At 70.2% G+C, this 19,680-nt stretch carries 13 protein-coding genes; 6 read left to right on the forward strand and 7 right to left on the reverse strand.

Annotation, left to right across the window (positions count from 1 at the left end; genetic code table 11):
- Window positions 1–109: 109 nt before the first annotated feature.
- The 4 genes from QHF85_RS19175 to QHF85_RS19190 form a co-directional block, all read right to left on the reverse strand.
- Window positions 110–2,770, reverse strand: a complete 2,661-nt coding sequence (locus QHF85_RS19175) for a serine/threonine-protein kinase (RefSeq protein WP_281328672.1) — start codon at window positions 2,768–2,770, stop codon at window positions 110–112.
- A 16-nt stretch (window positions 2,771–2,786) separates the two neighbouring features.
- Window positions 2,787–3,440 carry a hypothetical protein gene (locus tag QHF85_RS19180; protein WP_281328673.1) on the reverse strand — a complete coding sequence of 218 codons (654 nt, stop codon included), beginning with the start codon at window positions 3,438–3,440 and terminating at the stop codon, window positions 2,787–2,789.
- A 98-nt stretch (window positions 3,441–3,538) separates the two neighbouring features.
- Window positions 3,539–4,492 carry a sigma factor-like helix-turn-helix DNA-binding protein gene (locus QHF85_RS19185; protein WP_281328674.1) on the reverse strand — a complete coding sequence of 318 codons (954 nt, stop codon included), beginning with the start codon at window positions 4,490–4,492 and terminating at the stop codon, window positions 3,539–3,541.
- A 13-nt stretch (window positions 4,493–4,505) separates the two neighbouring features.
- The gene (locus tag QHF85_RS19190; protein ID WP_281328675.1) at window positions 4,506–5,030 is read right to left on the reverse strand and encodes an O-acetyl-ADP-ribose deacetylase; all 525 of its coding nucleotides are present in this window, start codon (window positions 5,028–5,030) and stop codon (window positions 4,506–4,508) included.
- Window positions 5,031–5,276: 246 nt separating this feature from the next.
- On the opposite strand from QHF85_RS19190, the gene QHF85_RS19195 reads away from it, so the two are divergent.
- Complete coding sequence (locus QHF85_RS19195; RefSeq protein WP_281328676.1) at window positions 5,277–7,184, forward strand: bifunctional homocysteine S-methyltransferase/methylenetetrahydrofolate reductase; 1,908 nt, start codon at window positions 5,277–5,279, stop codon at window positions 7,182–7,184.
- Window positions 7,185–7,217: 33 nt separating this feature from the next.
- Complete coding sequence (locus QHF85_RS19200; RefSeq protein WP_281328677.1) at window positions 7,218–9,728, forward strand: SUMF1/EgtB/PvdO family nonheme iron enzyme; 2,511 nt, start codon at window positions 7,218–7,220, stop codon at window positions 9,726–9,728.
- 9 nt (window positions 9,729–9,737) lie between these two features.
- On the opposite strand, the gene QHF85_RS19205 is transcribed toward QHF85_RS19200, so the two are convergent.
- A complete protein-coding gene (locus QHF85_RS19205) occupies window positions 9,738–11,192 on the reverse strand; it encodes a caspase family protein (RefSeq protein ID WP_281328678.1) in 1,455 nt (484 codons plus the stop codon).
- Between the two features lie 152 nt (window positions 11,193–11,344).
- On the opposite strand from QHF85_RS19205, the gene QHF85_RS19210 reads away from it, so the two are divergent.
- Window positions 11,345–12,268, forward strand: coding sequence for an FHA domain-containing protein (locus QHF85_RS19210; protein ID WP_281328679.1), 924 nt, complete (start codon window positions 11,345–11,347; stop codon window positions 12,266–12,268).
- 9 nt (window positions 12,269–12,277) lie between these two features.
- Here the strand turns inward: QHF85_RS19210 and QHF85_RS19215 are convergent, their stop codons facing one another.
- Window positions 12,278–13,573 (reverse strand): hypothetical protein, encoded by a 1,296-nt coding sequence (locus QHF85_RS19215; RefSeq protein WP_281328680.1) that lies wholly within the window; start codon window positions 13,571–13,573, stop codon window positions 12,278–12,280.
- 113 nt (window positions 13,574–13,686) lie between these two features.
- Window positions 13,687–14,790, reverse strand: coding sequence for a hypothetical protein (locus tag QHF85_RS19220; protein ID WP_281328681.1), 1,104 nt, complete (start codon window positions 14,788–14,790; stop codon window positions 13,687–13,689).
- Between the two features lie 532 nt (window positions 14,791–15,322).
- Here QHF85_RS19220 and QHF85_RS19225 point away from each other — a divergent pair.
- The 3 genes from QHF85_RS19225 to QHF85_RS19235 all read left to right on the forward strand — a co-directional run bounded on the left by QHF85_RS19225 (window position 15,323) and on the right by QHF85_RS19235 (window position 19,669).
- The gene (locus QHF85_RS19225; protein WP_281328682.1) at window positions 15,323–15,832 is read left to right on the forward strand and encodes a hypothetical protein; all 510 of its coding nucleotides are present in this window, start codon (window positions 15,323–15,325) and stop codon (window positions 15,830–15,832) included.
- Between the two features lie 406 nt (window positions 15,833–16,238).
- A complete protein-coding gene (locus QHF85_RS19230) occupies window positions 16,239–17,054 on the forward strand; it encodes a hypothetical protein (protein ID WP_281328683.1) in 816 nt (271 codons plus the stop codon).
- A 38-nt stretch (window positions 17,055–17,092) separates the two neighbouring features.
- A complete protein-coding gene (locus QHF85_RS19235) occupies window positions 17,093–19,669 on the forward strand; it encodes a DUF2169 domain-containing protein (protein ID WP_281328684.1) in 2,577 nt (858 codons plus the stop codon).
- The last annotated feature ends 11 nt before the right edge of the window (window positions 19,670–19,680 follow it).

Below are 19,680 nucleotides of genomic sequence, written 5' to 3' on the forward strand. Positions count from 1 at the left end.
ATCCCTCGCGCAGCCGCGCGGGCGGGCGGAGCATAGCCTAGTTCGTCGTGGCGAGGGCGGCTCTCGGGTGGGGTGTTCGGTACGATCGCGAAACACCCCTGCGCTCACTTCAGCGGAGCCACGCTTCGATCTCGGCGATCTGTTCCTCGGTGCCAGCGCCGATGGAGCGGAAGAGCTCCACCGCCCGGCGCGCGTGCGGGATCGCCTGGGCTTTTGCGTGGCCCGCGCACACCCACGCCTTCGCGTGCAGGAACGCGAGGGCCGCCGCGTCCTCGGGCTCGCACGCGGACTTCGCGCAGATGGCGAGCGCCCGCTGCGTCTCGTCGAGGCCTTCGGCGCACGCGCCCTCCGCGACGTACACCTGGCCGACGCCCGTGAGCGCGCGCGCGCGGTCCGGCGCGTCGGGCCCGAGGGCCCGCTCCAAGGCCGCCGCCGACTCGATGTAACGAGCGCGCGCGTCCGGATATCGCTTCAGGCGGTAGAGCGCCTCGGCGAGGTTCGAGGCCGCACGGCCAATCCGCGGATGGTTCGCGCCGAGCGTGCGCTTGTATCCTGCGAGCGCCGCCTCGAACACCGGGACCGCCTCGGTGTAGCGGCCGGCGTTGCCGAGCGCCGCGCCGTAGGAATTGAGCGCCTGGAACGCGTCGGGGTGATCGGCGCCGAGCGCTGCGACGAAGAGGTCGTACGACTCCTTCAGCAGCGGCAGCGCGTCGTCGAAGCGACCCTGGTGCAAGATCGCGCTCGCCAGATTGGAGAGCACGCGGGCGCGGCTCGGGTGCGCCGCGCCGAGCCGCTTGCGGACGCTCTCCTCCACGCGGCGAAAATGCTCCTCGGCCAGCCGCAGGTTGCCGCGGCGCGCCTCGATGACCCCGCGCACCGTGGCGACGCGATCGAGGAGCGGCGCATCGTCGGGGCCGAGCAGCGCGTCGGCTTGCGACGCCCATCGTTCGCCGTCGTCGGGACGCGAGCGCAGATACCCGACGACGTAGGCGAGCTCCGCGAACGCCTCGGCAGCGAGGACGCGGCTGCCCACCCGGTGCGCGGCGAGCGCTGCGTCGAATATCTCGCGCTCGGCCTCGTCGAGGCGGCCGAGCGGCTCGAGCGTGCGCGCGTGCTCGACGAGGAGCGCGGCCCGCGCGGCGGCGGCGTTGGGTGGAGCCTCGCGTCCGAGCGCGGCCTTGGTGACACGCTCGGCCTCGGCGAACTTTCCGAGGTCCTGCAGGGTCCTTCCGCGCTGCACGTCGGCGCGGATCACCACGCACGCCTCGCATGGCTCCGCGTCGGCAGGATCGACCTTGACCGCTACGCAGGTGTCGAGCGGCGCCATTCGTTCGACGACGGATGTCGCGCGGTTGACCGCGTCGGTCCCTCCGAGCGAGAGCACCTCGACGGCAGCATCGAGCTCTGCCAGGCGCTCGTCCAGGCAGGCGACACGCGCGCGGAAGAGGGGATCGGGCTGCGCCGCTTCGACCAGCGCTTCGCACGCCTCGACGCGCTCGGCCCGCCAGGCGGACGCGCGTGCCGAGACCGCGCCGTCGACGGCACCAAAGGCCTGCGCGGCATACGAGAGGCCCGTGCGGTCGAAGGCCTCACGCACCACGGCGCGGCGCGCGTCGTCCCACGCGGCCCGGTGCCGCTCCTCGGCGAGCACGCACGTTGGATGACGGCGGACGGCCTCGTTCGGCCGCGCGACGAGGACGACGCCGAAGATCAGCAGGGCCGCGCCGATCAGCATCGGGAGGCCGAAACGACGAGGCTTCTCGATCGCGCGTTCGAGCGCGTCGACGAGTGTGGTCACCGAAGGATGCCGCTCGCGAGGATCGGGATGGAGCCCGCCTTGCAGCAGGCGGCGCACGGCGGGAGGCACCGGCGACGCCGCTGGCGCGCGGGCCGCCTGCTCCCGCACGGCCCGCGCGAGCTCGGCGACGGTGCGACCCTCGAAGGGGCGCTCGCCATACAGCGCTTCCCATAACGACACGCAAAACGCGAACTGGTCGGAGGCCTCGGTGGCCGGCGCGCCTTCGAGCTGATCCGGCGCCATGTAGACCGGCGTTCCGAGGAGCGCGCCCGTCTCCGTGAGGGCCAGGGCGGTCGGGGCGGCGGCCGCTTCGTCGCGGAGCCTGGTTTCGGCGGCCAGGCCGAAGTCGGTGACCTGCGCGCGCCCATCGGCGCGCACGAGGACGTTGTCGGGCTTCAGGTCCCGATGCACGACCCCGGCTGCGTGTGCAGCGGCGAGACCGCGCCCGACCTGGATCCACAAACGCAGGATCTCGCGCCACGGGCGTGGCTCCCGCGTGGCCCAGGCGCGGGCCGACCCGCCGGGGACGAACTCGAGCGCGATGAACGCCTGCTGCGCCCACGTCCCCACGTCGAACACGGTCACGACGTTCGGGTGCGACAGGCGCGCCAGCGTCTGGGCTTCACGCGCGAGCCGCGCGCGCCGCTGCTCCTCCTCCGCGAAAGGCCGCGACGAGAAGCGCAAGAGCTTCAGCGCCACCTTGCGGTCGAGCTCGGGATCGTAGGCGGCGAACACCTGCCCCATGGCGCCGACGCCGACCCGCTCCACGACGAGGTACCGGCCGATCGCCGTCCCGCGTGTCACGAGCGCCGGGGGCGCCGGCGCGGCGGCCCCGCTCGCGCGCAGCGCCGCGGCCACCACGCGCCGGCAGCGGGGGCAGGTGTCGAGGTGCTCTTCGGCCTTGGCCAAGGCGGCCCCGTCGAGCTGCCCGACGGACAGCTCGAACAAGAGGTTCTCGTCGAGGCAGGCCATCAGCGTGTCTTGGGCCTCAGTTCACGACGCACTGCCCGAGCGCGTCGTTGCACTTGAATGCGCTCGGGCAATCGGCGTTGTACTTGCACGGCAGCCCGCCGCAATTGGCGCTCGCCTCCACGCAATGCTCCGTGGCCGCGTTGCATTTCGACTCGTTCGAACAATCGGCGTCGTACATGCACGCGGCACCGTGACACGCCGGGGTGGCGACGGCGATGCGGCAATACGAGCCGAACCCGTACTCGTCGCGGCAGACCGTGCCGACGACCTCCGGCTCGCCGCTCCCGTTGCAGGTCCAGTCCCCGGCCTGCGTCTTGCCGAGGCAATCGGTCTCCGCGATCCATTTGTCCTGGCAGAGATCGTTCTGCGTCTTGCTCATGATGTCGACGCACTGAGCCGTCGAGGTGAACCAGCCGGGGCAGCCGGCGAGCATCGTCTTTTCGCAGAAGACCTGGAGCCGTTCCATTTCGGTGAGGCCGCTCTGCCCGGACGAAGTGGACGACGACGAGCTGGAAGAAGACGACGACGAACCGGGACCGCTCCCGCCCTCGCCCCCGCTCCCGCCCTCGCCCCCGCTCCCGCCCTCGCCATTGTTGGAGCCGGAGCTCCCGGTGCCGGAGCTGCAGGCGAGGAGGAACGCGAGAGGGAACGACCACACGAGTTGTTTCACGACGAGACTCCTTGGTGACGTGGAGGAACACCGCGGCCGGTGCACATGCACCCCGCACCAAGGGACAGGTCGTCGGGAGTCGAGGTCGCAACAAATCGTCAGGTCGCATCGGGCGGGGCCCCGGCGCCGTGGGACTCGCGCAGCAGGCGAGACAGGCTGAGGTCGAAGCGGCTGAGCACGCCGCCGAGCAGGCTTTCGAGGTCGTCCGGGCGCAGGCGCAGGCGGCTCGCGAGCGCCTGCCGAGTCCGCGTGGCCAAAAGGTCGCGCGCGGCGCCGAGCCAGCGGGCCACGGTCGCGCGATGGGCGCCGTACATCGGCGCGATGTCGTCGATCGAGAGGCCATCGAGCAAGCTGAGGCGCAAAAGCGCGCGGTCGCGCGAGGAAAGCGTCGCGAGCGCCTCGCGAAACGCCGCGCGAAAGTGCTGCTGCTGGTCCAGCCGGCAGAGCCCCGCCTCCACGTCGGCGGCCTCGGGCAGCGCGGCCAGCGCGTCGTCGTCGTCCTCGACAGGCTTCGCGGCGGCCTCGTCGTTCGCGAGGAGGTGGACCGCGACGGTGCGCACGAACCCTCCGACGGGCCCGCGGCCGGCGTACAGCGCGAGCTTGGGGGGGCCGTGAAGCTCCGTGAGCAGGCGCGTGCGCGTCCGTTGCAGCATCTCGTCGACGCGCGCTTCGTCGGCGCGCGTCGACAGGGCGCGCCGCGCCGACGGCAAGACCTCCCGCTCGAACGCGTCGAGTGCCGCGGGCACGCCTTGCAAGCATGCGGCGGCGAGGTACAGGCCGCCCGCGTCGACGGCGTCGAGCTGCGCGGCGAGGGGCTCGTCCTCGCGGAGCCGGCGGGCCAGGTGACCGAGCCACAGCTCGTCCTCGATCGGGACCGTGGGCCACGCCTCGCGGCCGCGCGCCGCTGCCCGCGCGAGCGCGGCTTCGGCCCGCGCGTCGAGCGCACCACGCAGCGGCTCGGGCAGGCCCGCCTCGAAGGCTTCTCGTGCTATCCGCTCTTTCCCGATCACGGCGCCATTGTTGCACACCTCCTCCCCGTGACCACCGGGCATGGCGCCGCGCGGATCAGGGGGCCCCGCCGAAGACCTCGTCGGCGGCGCGCTCGAATGCCGAAAGCGCGTTCACGCCGAACAGCACCATCCGCACGAGGGCCGGCGCGCCGTGGGCGCAGAGGTCGTCCCGCACCGCCGTGAGCGACACGCGCGCGGCCTCGTCGAGCGGATAACCGTAAATGCCCGTGCTGATCGCGGGGAATGCGATGGACGAGAGGCCGTGCGCGCGGCACAGGCGGAGCGCCTCGGTGTAACAGCTCGCGAGGAGCCTCGCCGCGGCCGCTCCCTCGCGCGCGTACGCCGGCCCGACGCAGTGAATCACGTGCCTGGCGCGCAGGCGGAACCCGGGCGTGAGGACGGCCCCGCCGGTCCGCAAGAGCCCTCCGGGGAGGGATTTTTTCTCCTCGCGGCATGCGGAGAGCAGGTCGGGGCCCGCGGCCCGGTGAATGGCGCCGTCCACGCCGCCGCCGCCGAGCAATCCGGCATTCGCGGCATTGGCAATGGCGTCGACGTCCTCGGTCGTGATGTCACCTTCCACCAGGGAGACTCTGCAGGGCCCCACGGCCAGCTCACGCGGCATACGTCGCTCCTCGTTCGAGGCGCGTACGATACGGCAAGCGCGCCGCTTTGCCTATGCGGGAGCCGCCCGCGCGCCGCACCTGGAGCCGGGGGTTTCCGTGTGTGCAGGCTCTCCCCTGATCCACGGGGTCGGGGGCTCGGAGACAGGCGGAAGGGGGCCGCTCGTTCGGCCGCTGCCGACATCTCCTGTGCTAGGGTGCGCGCGATGTCGAGCGCCCCGTCTGCCCTGACCCAGAAACCCACGCGTTTCCTCGACGCCGTTCGTCGCGGCGTGCTCGTCGTCGATGGGGGCATGGGGACCCAGATCTACGAGCGTGGCGTTCTCTTCAACGTCAACTACGAAGAGCTCGTCATCTCGCGCCCGGAGCTCGTCCTTCGCATCCACGAAGACTACGTGCGCGCCGGCGCCCAGGTGGTCGAGACGAACACGTTCGGCGCCAACCGCGTCCGGCTCGCCCGTCACGGCTACGCCGACCGTGTCCGCGAGTTCAACGTCGCCGCCGCGCAGCTCGCCCGCAAGGCCGTGGGCGACCGCGGCTTCGTCGCCGGCGCGATCGGCCCGAGCGGCCTCGTGCTCGCCGCCTTCGGCGATGACGACCGCAGCCGCGTGCGTGATTCCTTTCGCGAGCAAGCCGAAGCCCTCGCCGAGGGCGGCGCCGACCTCCTCCTCGTCGAGACGATGCGCCAGCCCGAGGAGCTGCTGCTCGCCATCGAGGGCGTCCGCAGGGCCGTCGGCGACGCCTTGCCCATCGTCGCGGGGGTCTCCGTCGACGCCGACCTCACCCTCTCGGACGGCACGCCCGTCGCCGACGTCGGCGCGCGCTTGCGGGACCTCGGCTGCAATGTCATCGGCGTGAATTGCTCCGACGGCCCGCAGGTCGTCCTCGCCGCGATCGAAAAACTCTTGCCGCTCGGCGTCCCGCTCGCCGCCATTCCGAATGCCGGCCTTCCTCGCCGCGTCGACGACCGCTTCATTTACGTCTCCACGCCCGAATACTTCGGCGTCTTCGCCCGCAGGCTCTGCAAGCTCGGCGTCCGGCTCATCGGCGGCTGCTGCGGCACGACGCCCGAGCACATTCGCCGCATGGCCGCGGCCGCGCGCATGGAGGCGAGCGCCGCCGCAGGCGCGTGCGAGGAGCCGGGGCCACTATGGGTCGGGGTCTCCGATAGCAGCGTTCCCCCCGAGCCGCCCGTGATCGTGAGCGGCCAGAGGCCCGTCGCCACGGCGGAAAAGAGCAAGCTCGCGAGCAAGATCGGCAAGAAGTTCGTCGTCTCCGTCGAGGTGAATCCGCCCATCGGCGTCGACCCGACCTCCGCCATCCAGGCCGCGAAGATGCTCGTCACGGGCGGCGTCGACATCATCAACATCGCGGACGGCGCGCGCGCGCAGGCCCGCATGTCGAACCTCGCGCTCGCCGTGCTCATGCAGGAAGAGCTCGGCGTCGAGACGCTTTTGCACGTCTGCGGCCGTGATCGGAACCTGCTCGGGCAGGTCGCGCACCTGCTCGGCGCCCACGCGCTCGGCATTCGCAACCTCGTCGTCGTCACGGGCGACCCGCCCAAGATGGGCGATTTCCCCGACGCCACGGCGGTCTACGACCTCGACTCGATCGGCATCCTCCGCCTCGCCTCGCGCCTCAATGCCGGCATCGACCCCGGCGGCAAACAGCTCGGCGGCGTGACCTCGTTCTTCTGCGCGACGGGCGTCGAGCCTGCCGCTTTGAATTACGAGCGCGAAATGGAGCGCCTCAAGCTGAAGAAACGCGCGGGCGCCGAATTGATCATGACGCAGCCGGTGTACGACCCGGCCGTGCTCGATCGCTTCTTGAAAGACGCCGAGCCCCTCGAGCTGCCCGTCCTCGTCGGCATCCTGCCGCTCGCGAGCCACAAGAACGCCGAATTCCTCCACAACGAGGTGCCCGGCATGCAGATCCCGAAGGACGTGCGCGACCGCATGCAACGCGCCGGCAGCGGCCCCGCCGCGCGCAAGGAGGGCGTCGCGATTGCCCGGGAAATGCTCGCGGCGGTGCGGAATCGCGTCGCGGGGGCGTACATCATGCCACCGCTCGGGCGGTACGAGCTCGCGCTCGAGGTGATGGACGGGATCGTCTGACCGGCCTCGCGAGGGTGTAGTACTCTCGGCGGGTTGATTGACGAAAAACGCCCCCCCGATGGCCCGCTCGAAGGCCCCGGCGCGCGTCGCACCGTGCTCACCGTGCCCGCGGACGGCGAGCCACCCGAGCGACCCGGCACGGCGACGCTCCCCGAGCGGTACGAGGATCTGCGCGTCCTCGGCAGCGGCAGCTTCGGCGAGGTGCGCCGCGTGCGCGACCGGAAGCTCGATCGTGTCGTGGCCATGAAGATCCTCTTGCCCGGCGCGGATCGCGGCGAGGCGATCCGGGCCCGCTTCCTCGCCGAGATCAAGCTCACGGCCGACCTTCAGCATCCCGGCATCGTCGCCATTCACGATTTCGGCGAGCTTTCGGACGGGCGGCTCTGGTACACCATGCTCGAGGTCCGCGGCCGCACGTTGCGCGCGGTCCTCGACGATACGTTCGGCCCCCCCGGCGACGGCCCGACGTGGAGCCGCCGCCGCCTCCTCGACGCCTTCGCCCGCGTCTGTGAGACGATGGGCTATGCGCATAGCCGTGGCGTGATCCACCGGGACCTCAAGCCCGAGAACATCATGATCGGCGAATTCGGCCAGGTGATGGTCATGGATTGGGGCCTCGCCAGGCGCGTGCACGACGAGGGGGAGGACAAACCGCATCCCGCGAGGTCCGAGCCGCTCCCGGGCTCCGAGGCGGATGCCTCGTTGACCCGCCACGGCGACGTCCTCGGCACACCCGCGTACATGTCGCCCGAGCAGGCGCGCGGCGAGGTGCATCGCCACGGCCCGGCCGCCGATGTCTATTCGCTGGGCGCCATTCTTTTTCATTTGCTCGCCGGCAAGCACCCCTTCGCGGATCTCGGGCCGCTGGCCTTCCGGCGCCTCCTCTCCGGCGACCCGCCCCGACTCTCCGAGGCCGTGGGCCCTGACGTTCCTCGTGACCTCGTCGCCCTCTGCGAGCGCGCCATGGCGCGAGAGCCCGAGGCGCGCCACGCGGACGCCGCGAAGCTCGCCGTGGACATTGCTGCGTTCCTCGACGGCGCGAGGCGGCGGGAGCGGGCGCTCGCGGAGCTCGAAAAGGCGAACGCCGAGGGACCGCGTATCGCCGCATTGCGTGGGCGCGCCGAGGCACGCCGGGCGCAGGCGCGGGAGCTGCTCTCCTCGGTGCGCCCGTCGGACCACGTCGAGAAGAAGCTCCCGGGCTGGCAATCCGAGGACGAGGCCGCGCGTGACGAGCTCGAGGCGAGCTTGCTCGAGACGACGTGGATCCAGGGCATGCACGGCGTGCTGACGATCGACCCGGATCTCCCGGAGGCGCACGCGCTGCTCGCGGACCATTACAAGGAAAAACTGCTCGATGCCGAGCGAGGCCACCGCGCGGGCGACGTGGCGCGGTTCGAGGTGCTCTTGCGGGCGCACGATCGGGGCCGGCACGTGGCCATCCTGAGCGGCAAGGGCGCCCTGACGCTCGTGACCGATCCCGAAGGAGCGCGCGTGACGCTGTATCGGTACACGATGTTCCAGAGGCGCCGCGTGCCCGAGCTCGTGGGGGATCTCGGCGTGACGCCGCTCGTGGAGGTCCCGCTCGACAAGGGGAGTTATTTGCTGCTCCTCGATGCGCCGGGATATGAAACGGTGAAATATCCCGTGCTCATCGAGCGGGGCGAGCCCTGGGATGGGTGCCCGCCCGGAGGAAGGGAGGCACATTCCATCAAGCTCCCACGCGTGGGAGAGCTCTTCGTCGACGAGGTGTACGTGCCCGCGGGATATACGTGGACGGGCGGGGATCCGGAGGCGCCGGACAGCTTTCCGAGGCGCCGCCTGTGGCTCGATGCTTTCGTGCTCGGCCGGTATCCCGTCACGAACGAGGCGTATCTCGCATTCTTGAACGATCTCGTCCGCGCGGGTCGGGAGGCGGAGGCGCTCGGGGCCTGTCCCCGGACGAACCCGGGCACGCGCTCGGGGGCAGGCGAGTCGCTCTCCTATGCCCGGCGGGCCGACGGCCTCTTCGTGTTGAGGGAGGACGATCCCGGGGAGACGTGGCAGCCGCGAGGCCCGGCGGTCTTGATGGACTGGCGCGGGGCCATGGCGTATGCGCGGTGGTTATCGATCCGTACGGGAAAGCCATACAGACTGGTGCACGAGATCGAGCGGGAGAAAGCGACGCGTGGGGTGGACGGGCGCGCGTTCCCCTGGGGAAACCATTTCGATCCGACCTTCGCGTGCATGCTCTCCAGCCACACGGGCGACCCGGGTCGGGTGGAGGTGTCCCTGTATCCGCTCGACGAGGGGCCGTACGGGATGCGCGGCGGCGCCGGGAACAGCCGCGATTTCTGCGCGAACCTCTGGACGCTCGAGGGGCCGAGGATCGAAGAGGGGCGCCTGCTCGCCGAGGTCGCGACGTCGGGGGATCCAGGATACCGATCGGTGCGGGGCGGGGCGTGGAGCAGCGTGGAAAACCATTGCCGGGCAGCGGCGCGGTTCGCCCTGCGCCCGGATCAGCGCCGAAGCGCGATCGGGCTGCGGGTGGGAAGGACGTTCACGTGAGGGCGTGATCTATCGGTTCGGATCGAACGCCTCGAAGACGGAGGCGGCGTAGAAGTCGGTGCTCGGCGGAGTACGCCTCGTCGCGTACAACATCGTGGTCATGTCCTTGGGCTCGAGGTTGTCCTGCCCCGTCTGGACCCACCACCCGTTCGTCGGCGTGGTGCCCCGGTATTGCAGCGCGAATCCTCGGAGCGTCCCGCTGCCGCCGGAGAACACGAATGCATCCGCCGGGGCGACCTCGCCGTTCACCTGCGTCCACGAGGTCTGCTCGACGGCCTTGAAGTACGACGCCTTGTCGTTGACGTCGATGGACGAGGAGGCGACGTTCCCCGCGACGATCTGGAGATACTGGATTCCCCCGTAGGATTGTTGCAAATTGCTGATGACGTCACTCGGAAAAACCCAGTATTCCATGCCCGGTTGCATGGGGACCTTTCCGATCGTCGGCGGTTCGTCGCCCATGCTCGAAGCGGCGGTGACGTAGACCTGGGCGAGAACCTCGAACACGCCGCGTCCGCCGTCGTATACGACCTGGTAGATCTGGTACTGGCCGGCGTCGAGTTGTCCCCCGTCGAGCTGACGCCCAGGCCTTCGGCCGTCCGGCGCCGCGCTCGTCTCCCCCGGGTGCACCTCGTCGCCGGGGTGCAAGAACGGCAACGCCGCGACGCCCGGAGGCCCCGAGAGCACCGGCTCCTGCTCGAACGAGAGCGCGGCGAGGAGCGCGCGCGTCCGCGAAAGGAGCTCGCCGTACGACACCGTCGACCGAACCACGCCGTTTTCCCGCCGCACCCGCCATTGCCCCAGGGTCGCCGTCATCGCCCACGTGAACGCCCCCATCCGCTCGCCGCCGAAATGGCTCGATTGGGATTCTTGATCCCTGGGGCATGCGGAGACGATGCGCTCTTCGACCCCGCGTCTCTCCGGGACCGGCGACGCCTTCGCCTTCGCCTCGAGCTGCGCGCGCAGGCTTTGCTGGCGATCGAGACCCACCTGGCCGTGGCAGCCGTCGATCAGCGCGGTGAGGTTCTTCGCCGCCTCTCCACCGCCGAGGGCCCGCCGCAGCTCGGCCACGTCGATCACCCCGTCGAGCGAAGCCGTCACGTCGGAGGGGCAAAGCAAGAGGTGGCCGCCCGACGCCTCGCCGTGGCCCGAGAACGTCAGCAGCCCGGCCGCGGGGGCCTCGCCCGCGATTTCGGCGAGCAGCCACCGGATCCCCGCGAGCATCCCTTCACGGTTTGCCTCGCCGAGGCCGAGCGACGCGCCCGCCGGCCCGAAATCCTCCGGCGCGAGCTTCGGCGACGTGAGCACGCGGATCCGGTCCGGCGAGAACCCCAGGGCGAGGCATTGCCGGACCCAGGTGCGCGCGTCGGAGAGCGCGCCCGCGACGTCGCTCCTCCCGCTCGGATCGGCGGTGCTGTAATCGTGAACCCCGATGATCAATGCGTAGTCGTTTGCTTTCGTCATGATGTGCTTCCCGTCCGAGGGCCCCCGTGTGGCGGCTTCGTTCTCTTCATCGAGCAGCATACAGGCGCCCGCGTGGTGCACAATGACGCGGATATTACGGACCCCGCCCGGTTGCCCTTGAGCTCCCCTGCGTGGAGCGATACCGTCGGCGAATGGCGATCCTCGTCGATACGCGGACCGGGCACGCGTTCACGCTGCCGGCGCGATGCCTGCTCGGTCGATCCTCGGCGTGCACGCTGCGCGTGGACGACCCGCGCGTCTCGGGCGAGCACGCGCGTATCTCGTGGCAAGGCGACCGCTGGGAGGTCCGTGATCTTGGCAGCCGCAACGGGACGTTCCTGAATGACAAGCGGACCGAGCCGAGCACCTCCGTGGTGCTCGCGGCGACCGATCGTATCGCGCTCGGGGACGTCGCCGTCGTGTTCTCCCTGCTCGACGCGTCCCCGCCTCTGGCGCAAGCGAGGCAGCTCGTCACGGGCACGATCCTGCTCGCGCGGGGCGGGCTCCTGCCGCTCCCTTCGGAGGACGACCCGGAGGCGACCGTCATGCAGGACGCGGATGGGCGCTGGATCGTCGAGGCGGGGGGCGAGGCACGCGTCGTGCTGGATGGCGAGGTGCTTCAGGTCGGGAGCGAGGCCTTCGCGCTGCACCTGCCCGCGCCCATGGCGCCCACGGTCGACGCGCGGGGCGAGCCGCCCGATATTCGCGGCGTGGGCCTCCGTTTTCGCGTCAGCCGTGACGAGGAGCGCGTCGAGGTGGTGATCGAGCTCGGCCCGACCACGCGTGTCTTCGCGCCGCGCGCCCACCATTACACGCTGCTCACGCTGGCCCGCGCGCGCTTCCGCGACGAGGAGGAGGGGAAGCTCCCCGAGCCGTCGCGCGGCTGGATCGCGGTGGACGAGCTTTGCAGGATGCTCGCGATCGACGAGAACAAGCTGAACGTCGAGGTCTTTCGCATCCGCCAGGACTTCGGCGCGCTCGACGTGCAGAACACGACGGCCATCGTCGAGCGACGGAAGGGTGTGCGGCAACTGCGCCTCGGCACGGCTTGCGTCACGATCGAGCGACCCTCCTGAGGTGCATCGTCAGGGAATGCAGGCCGATGCGCGCAGGCCGCCGATCAGCGTGTAATCGACGGCTTGCACCTGGCTGCCATTGAAGGAGAAGGTGACACGGTCGACGTCCTGGAAGTTCACGTTGGGGAAGCTCGTGAACGGGATGTAGACCATTCCGTCGTTGAGGAGCGACACGGTCGCCGAGCGGGTGGTGGCGCCGCTCTGGACGGTCACCGTCAAGGGCACGGGGCGGTAGGGCACGCTGTCGTTCATGTCGCCCACGATCTCCAGCTCGAAGGCCTTCGCGCGGCTGAGGTTCGCGTTGAGGTTGCTCTGCGCGCCGTAGACGAGCTGCAGGGTGCCCGACGTCGAGGACGGCGTGGCGTACGAGAGGATGGGCGTGCCGTTTTGCGCGGTCATGGTCGCGTAGATGAAGTTCGTCTGGGACGAGGTCGACAGCACGGAATCGCGCTGGCCGCCGATCACGCCGAAGAGGCCCGTCTGCGACGCCGTGTCCGTGGGCTTCAGCGTGCCATTCAGCTTGCCGGCCCACAGGTTCGGCAGGGTGCCGATGCCGGGCCAGGTGCGCATCGGGAAGGGTGCGCCGAACGTATCGAGCATGATGTCCGCGACCGCGCTCCCGCTCGGCTGAAGGCACGCCGTGGTGCGCAGGCCGCCGATCAGGGTGTAATCGATCGCCGACACCTGCGTCCCGTCGAAGTCGAAGCTGATGTAATCGACGTCGGCGAAGTTCACGCCGGGAAAACTCGAGAAGGGGATCTGGTAGACGCCGTCGTTCACGACCGTGACCGTGGAGAAGGCCTGGGTCGCGCCGCTCGCGACGGTCACGGTGAGCTTTACGGGGCGGTAGGGGAGCGCGTTGTCCATGTCGCCCTGGATCTCCAGCTCGAATGCGACCGAACCGTCCGCGACGAGGTTCGCATTGAGGTCCGTTGCCGCGCCATACTCGAGGAGCAGGTGGCCCGAGGAGCCCGTGCCGGCGGCATAGGAGAGCGCATCGCTGCCGTTGCTCGTCGTGGAGGTGAAGGTGACCGCGTTCGACAGGGTCGACGCCATCAGCGTGGCCTCGCGGGCGCCGCCGAGGACCCCGGCGATTCCGGATTGCGAGGCCACGTCGTCCGGCTGGGAGCTGCTGCCGAGGGTGCCCACCCAGAGGGACGGGCTGGGGCTCGACGCGCCCGGCAAGGTTTGCTGCGGGAGGGGTGTGGCGAAGGTATCGATGAAGCGCTCGGCGCGGGCGAGGCCGCTCATCGAGCCGAGGGCGCAGAGGCACGAAAACGCGAGGAGGGTGGTCTTGGTGTTCATGGCGTCGTCCTTTTTGGTGCGGGGGTTCGATGACCTGCACCGATGGTTTATGCGGACGACGCGACGATCACCATGACGCGGTTCTTACAGCGGCGGGGAGCAAGCGCAGGCGCTCATGGAGTCGTGCTGTTGAGCGATGCCCCTGCCACGTCGGGATCACATAACAATCCCGGCATCGCGTCGATGGCGCGCTCCGCATTCTCGAAGGTCAGAAACCAGGTCTCCGAGCTGCCGAGGTGCTCGAAGCTCTTGGCGCCATGCTTGCGCCCGAGCGCGGCCCCGTCTGCGTCGCGCCACACGTCGAGACTCACGACCTCGCGCGGCAGGCCCTTCGGTGCGCGCGGAAAGCCGTTGCGGTAGCGAACCGCCGCCGCATCCCACTGGGCGAGGAGGTCGCGATTGTCGAGCAAGCGCGCCTTTTGCAAGATCAGATCCCGCGAACAGGGCCCGGTCGGCAACGTCGCGGGCTCGGGTCGGTTCGCGCAAGGGGACTCGACCTTGCAAAAGGGCACGCCGCGCCTGCGCATCTCCGCGTTCGATTCGGCGAACAGTTTGTCCCAGTCGGGATCCGGCTTCGGGGGGTGGAAGCACCAGCCCTCGATCACGAATTCGAGGTACGGGGACGCGTAGTCCGCGCCTTCCTCGGGCGTCGCATCGGAGACGCCCTGCGCGGCATACCACTCGTACGTGTTGATCCGGCGCCCGGTGAAGTAGCCGGTCAGCGTGAAGCTCCCGCCATGAACTCTCGGCGGCAGGCCGCTGCTGCCGGGCAAGCCACGAACGGTATGCGGGAGAATCGCGTGGTGCGCGAAGCCCATCTGCTCGTAACAGGGGCAGCCCATGCCATGAAGCGAGAACGCCTGAATCGTGATCCGTTGCGGCTCGTTTTTCTCCATCGCCGCCTGCGAGCTTTGGACGAGGTCGTCGACGTCCACCTCCGAGACACACGTCGCGGCTTCGGGGCGGGCGGGCCGAACGGGTTGCTTCAGGGCGGGGTCGAGCCACGCGGGCGTCGGGCGCACCGTGGGCGCGGGGGGTTCGAGCGGCGGCGCGGCGCTGGAGGGGGAGGGGGGCGCCGGTGCAGTCGCCACGGGAGCGGATGCAGACGCAGCCGCCTCGGGGTTCGTGGTCCGATCGCCGCACGAGCAGCCAAACGCCATCACGAGGGCGCTGATCACAAGGCTCGCCGTGGACAGGAGTGAAAGCCGGCGCGTCATGTTTCCGGATACGAGGCTCGCGCAGCTCCAGAGCGAAGGCAACACGGCATCGACCGACCCTGCCGGCGGCATCCCGTCCGCGTCTGCCTTCGGGTCGCCTTCGGCTGCCTTCGCGGCCTGTGCGTGTTCTTTCGCACACAGGGTGCACCGCATTCGTACGAAGTCCGTGTGAAACCGCACACGGCTTCGCTGTTTTCGCGACGATTCTGCGTGCCGTGGTGCGCTTGCCGGGTGGCATCGCGCGGCTGACCATCGACTGTGGCTTCATAATTCCACTGCGGTTTCATGGAATTGTTCGTTGTAACCATAGCTACGCTGGATTCTTGCTGCACTAGATTACGGCTGGCTCTGCTCGCTCGCTTTGCTGTATGGACGGTTCGCGCTCGGGAACACGTCCCGGTCGGAATCTGTCAAGGAGAAAAAGTAAGTGAGCATTCTTCGTAAGTCTCAATTGGTCGTCGCGACGTTTGCCATTGCGGCTACTTCCCTGCTGGGGTGTATCGCTTCGAGCGGCGATGAGGGCTTCGACGCCGTGGACAGCAATGAGGATACCGCGGAAGCGGTGGGCGCCTTCGGCGAGTCGACGTGCGGTACCCGTACGCCTGACGATACCTACCCGCAAGCGTCCTGGTCCTGCGGGGAGTTCTCCTCGAACTTCACGTCCACGACCGGCTACGGCCATACCGATTGCACCAATGGATTCATCGTCGATTTCCAGAACCCCCGCTCGGGGCTCGGCGGGTACGCGACCTGGGGCACGACGGCCCCTGCGACCCAGACGGAATGCCTCAAGTCCGTGGTGAAGATCTCGACGTATGACAATGCCGGTACGCTGATCGGCACGACCAGCAACATTGGTACGTGGAACGGTACCTCGTGCGTCATGCCTACGGTCAGCAACGGCCTGAACAACCTGAGCGGCTCGAATTCGTGGGGGCGCGTGGTCGCGCAAGCGTATGTGTGCAATGACGGCCTGCTCAACTGCAGCACGAACAGGTCGTACAAGAATGTGACCGTCTGGGCTCAGTATCCGGTCTGCTGAGCAAGCGGCCGGGCACGTCTCGTCGCCCCGCCTTCGCACGTCCGTGATGCGGCGGCGAAGGCGCGGGCGGCATCCCGGAAGCCGCGGGCAGCGTCCCTGAAGCCGCGGGCGGCACCTCGAAAGCCGTACGCGGCATCTCGGAAGCCGCGGGCGGCGTCTCGGAAGCCGCGGGCGGCATCTCGGAAGCCGTGCGCGGCATGGCTGGACCCCGCGGGCAGCGTCCCTGAACCCGTGAACGGCACCTCTGAAGCCGCGGGCAGCGTCCCTGAAGCCGCGGGCGGCATCTCGGAAGCCGTGCGCGGCATCTCGGAAGCCGCGGGCAGCGTCCCTGAAGCCGCGAACGGCACCTCGGAACCCGCGCACGGCACCCCAGAAGCCGCGCCCCCCGTCTGCTACCCTCTCCCCGTTGAACCCCGCTCCCCCCGCCTCCGACGACGCCCCCGCCCTCCTCGCCGCGCGCCTCTGCAAGGTCGTCCCCGCGCTCCCCGACCTCGCCATGCGCACCGCCCTCGTCCTCCGCACCCTCGAAACCGCTGGCCCGCCCGCCGCCGCCCGCGCCCTCGACGACATCGCCTCCCGCGCCGAACAGACCGACCCGGCCGCCCGCGAAGTCCTCGCCGCCCTCCTCCCGCTCCTCGGCGACCCCACCCACGCCGCCTTCCTCAGCGCCCTCCGCGACCTCGCCAAGGACGCCTCCCTCCTCGCCCTCTCTCGCCTCCTCCGCCGCAAGGCCAAACACGCCGAGCCCCACGCCACCTCGCCCATCGAACACCGCGGCATCGCCCTCGAACCCGGCGGCAGGCCCCTCTCCCTCGGCGAACGCCGCGCCCTCGCGCGCAAGCCCTCCCGCGGGGTCCTCGACAAACTCCTCGCCGACCCGCATCCCCGCGTCATCGAGAACCTCCTCGCCAATCCGCGCCTCACCGAGGACGACGTCGTCCGTATCGCCGCCAAGCGCCCCCAAAAGCCCGAAATCGCCTCCGAGGTCGCTCGCTCCGCCCGCTGGATGGCCCGCGCCCGCGTCCGCATGGCCCTCGTCTTGAACCCCGGCACGCCCCCCGAGCTCTCCGTCCCCGTCCTCTCCCTGCTCCTCCGACACGAGCTCGCCGAGGTCGCCGACGCCACCCAGCTCCCCCGCGTCCTTCGCTCCGCCGCCCTCGATCTGCTCGCGCGCAGGCCCCCGCTCCCGCCCGATCCGAACGGCGGCGCATCGATGCAATGACCTGGTAACGGGGGACCCCGATGGATTAACCTCGCGGAATGGAGGTCGTTTCCCTCTCCCCGCTGCCGGTCGCCTCGATGATCTGGCAGTCCGGACCCGGCGCCTGGACCCTCACGTTCGTCGCCAAGGCGACGTGCCAGATCCAGCCGGGGAAATCGCCCCTCGCGTCGGCCCAGGAGCCGGTGCACGAGGAGGATTGCCACTGGGACGACGACGACGCCCGGAGCCTCTTCGCCGCGAGCGACCTCGTACCCCTCAAGCCGCGCGTCGACGTCACGCTCGTCGGCTCCGCGTTCGCGCCCCAGGGACAGCCCGTCCGCTCCCTCTTTGCGCGCCTCATCATCGGCGACCTCGACAAATCGATCGAGGTCCACCAGGACCGCACCTTCACCGCCGACGGCGCCCTCGTCGAGGGCCCGCGCTTCTCCCGCATGTCCCTCGCGTACGAGCGCGCCGCGGGTGGCCCCGACACCACGAACCCCGTCGGCGTCCGCGCCGACGTCCGCGACTCCTTCGGACGCTTGAAGCTGCCGAACCTCCAGTCGCCCGGCCTCCTCATCAGCTCCGCGAGCACCCTCATCGCGCCCGTCGGCTTTGGCCCGGTCGCCCCGGGCTGGCCGCTCCGCCGCGGAAAGCTCGGTCGATATGCGGCGAGCTTCACCCCGCATTCCCTCATCGCGGCCCCGCTCCCCGACGACCTCGATCGTTCGTTCTTCAATGTCGCGCCCGGCGACCAGCAGCTCGCCGAGCTCGCCGAGGACGCGCGCGTCGTCCTCGAAAACATGCACCCGCAGATCCCCCGCCTCGTCACGAATCTGCCGGGCCTCAGGCCTCGCGCCGTGCTCGAAGCCCGGGGCGGCGCGCATGTCCTGCCCTTGCGTTGCGATACGCTGTGGATCGACACCGATCGCCAGATCGCGACGCTCACGTTCCGCGGGCGCATGCAGCTCGAGCGCCTCGAAGAGCCGGGCCGCATCGTGGTCACGCTCGAAGAGGCCACGAGCGTCGTCGCCGCGGTGCCGGCCGCCCCCGTACGTCCTGCCAACCCCGAGACCGTCATTCCCCCGCCGCCGCCCAAGCCGCGCGGCGCCACGATGACGATGATCGCCGAAGACGACGAGGGGATCTCGACCGTCATTCCCCAGGATCCGCGGGGGACCCCGGCGTCGCGACAGCCGACCGCGCTCCCCTTCAAGGCCGCGCCCGCCCAGCACAACATCGCCGACGAACGCACGACGCAATCGGGCGGCCTGCCCTTCGCCGCGACCCCGCAGCCGGCGGCGCGGGCGGCGATCTGGGACGAGCGCACGACGCAATCGGGCGGGCTCCCGTTTGCCAAGCCAACCCAGACGGCGAACCCCTGGCCGGCCGCGCCGGCAGCGCCGCAGAAGCCGCCTCCGCCCCCGGCGCGCGCTTCGTCGTCGGGCTGGCAAGCGCCGATCGTTCCGGGCCAGCCGCCCTCGGCCCCGCCGTCGCCCGTCGTGGCCCCGCCGCCGCCCGCGCCCGTGCAACCGCCGCCGCCCGTCGCGCGCGCCTCGCAGCCGGCCGGCGCCGCTCGTCCTGCGGAAGGCGATAGCGTCTGGGGCGCGGGCATCAGCCGCGGCGACGCCCCGGCCGGGCAATCCATTGGCCAGGTCGTCGTCGCCGCCAGCGCCGCCGCCGCGCAATCGTCGCGCGACGACGCGACTGCCGGCGTCCTCGGCGCCTCCAATGCCGCCGCGGGCCCCTCGAATGCGACGACCGCCGGCAAACGCGACGACGTCCGCATCTCCCCCACGGCCTTCGGCGCGGGCGTTCGTCCCTCCGGGCGCCTCGACACGCGCGAGGTCCTTCACCTGATCTGGTACAACCCCGAGAGCGTCGCGCGCGTCTGCCGCGTCCCCGTCTGGCGCGCCATTCTCGAAGAAATGGAGAAGAAACCCGCGGACGACAACCTCGACGATCCGGCCCCCACGAAGGACCCCATCGAGATCGAGGACACGCGCGACATCTTCGAGATCCTCTCGCGCGGCGCCTCCCAGGACGTCGACCAGCTCGAAGCCGAGCTCGGCGCGGCCGTTCGTCCGGGCAACAAGTTCGTCCCGTCGCTCCTCCTGCTCGCGGGCGACCTCTCTTTTCCTTTCGACGAGCGCAAGACGCTCGAAGCCGCCGTGGCCGTGGCGACGCCCATTGCGGGCGCCGACGAGGGGCTCAAGACGGCCCTTCGTGAGGCACGCGAGTTCTTGATGACGCCCGGGGAGCTCTGCCCCGCGCCGATCGTCGAGGGGTACACGGCGCGCATCCGCGAGGCCTTCCAGCGCAGCCGACGCGCCATCACCCTCGATACGTTCGAATCCCAGATCGAGCGCGCGCTCGTCGAGGGGCGCCATTACCAGAGGCGCCAGGTCCTCGGGATGAACGCGATTCGCGCGTACCTCCACACGACCACCGGCACCGGCGCGCGTCCCGCGCCCGTCTACATTCCCGAGGACCTCGCCAAGAAGCTCCCCCTCTTCCAGAAGTTCCGCGCGCGATTGCTCGTCGAGCTCTACTTCCAGGAAGACCAGTACGAGCCGCACCCGGCCGCGCTCAAGGCGCTCGCCATCGGCCGGGTGCAATCGAGCGACCGGCGCTGACGCTGGCAGGC

The sequence above is a fragment of the Polyangium sp. 6x1 genome (assembly GCF_029946515.1).
In the GTDB taxonomy this organism is placed as follows: Bacteria; Myxococcota_A; Polyangia; order Polyangiales; family Polyangiaceae; genus Polyangium.

What these genes read in the sequence shown, in the direction of transcription:
- QHF85_RS19210 (WP_281328679.1), top strand. Translation starts at nt 11,345, where the DNA reads ATGGCGATCCTCGTCGATACGCGGACCGGGCACGCGTTCACGCTGCCG.
- QHF85_RS19195 (WP_281328676.1), top strand. Translation starts at nt 5,277, where the DNA reads ATGTCGAGCGCCCCGTCTGCCCTGACCCAGAAACCCACGCGTTTCCTC.
- QHF85_RS19215 (WP_281328680.1), bottom strand. Translation starts at nt 13,573, where the DNA reads ATGAACACCAAGACCACCCTCCTCGCGTTTTCGTGCCTCTGCGCCCTC.
- QHF85_RS19220 (WP_281328681.1), bottom strand. Translation starts at nt 14,790, where the DNA reads ATGACGCGCCGGCTTTCACTCCTGTCCACGGCGAGCCTTGTGATCAGC.
- QHF85_RS19175 (WP_281328672.1), bottom strand. Translation starts at nt 2,770, where the DNA reads ATGGCCTGCCTCGACGAGAACCTCTTGTTCGAGCTGTCCGTCGGGCAG.
- QHF85_RS19235 (WP_281328684.1), top strand. Translation starts at nt 17,093, where the DNA reads ATGGAGGTCGTTTCCCTCTCCCCGCTGCCGGTCGCCTCGATGATCTGG.
- QHF85_RS19185 (WP_281328674.1), bottom strand. Translation starts at nt 4,492, where the DNA reads ATGCCCGGTGGTCACGGGGAGGAGGTGTGCAACAATGGCGCCGTGATC.
- QHF85_RS19205 (WP_281328678.1), bottom strand. Translation starts at nt 11,192, where the DNA reads ATGACGAAAGCAAACGACTACGCATTGATCATCGGGGTTCACGATTAC.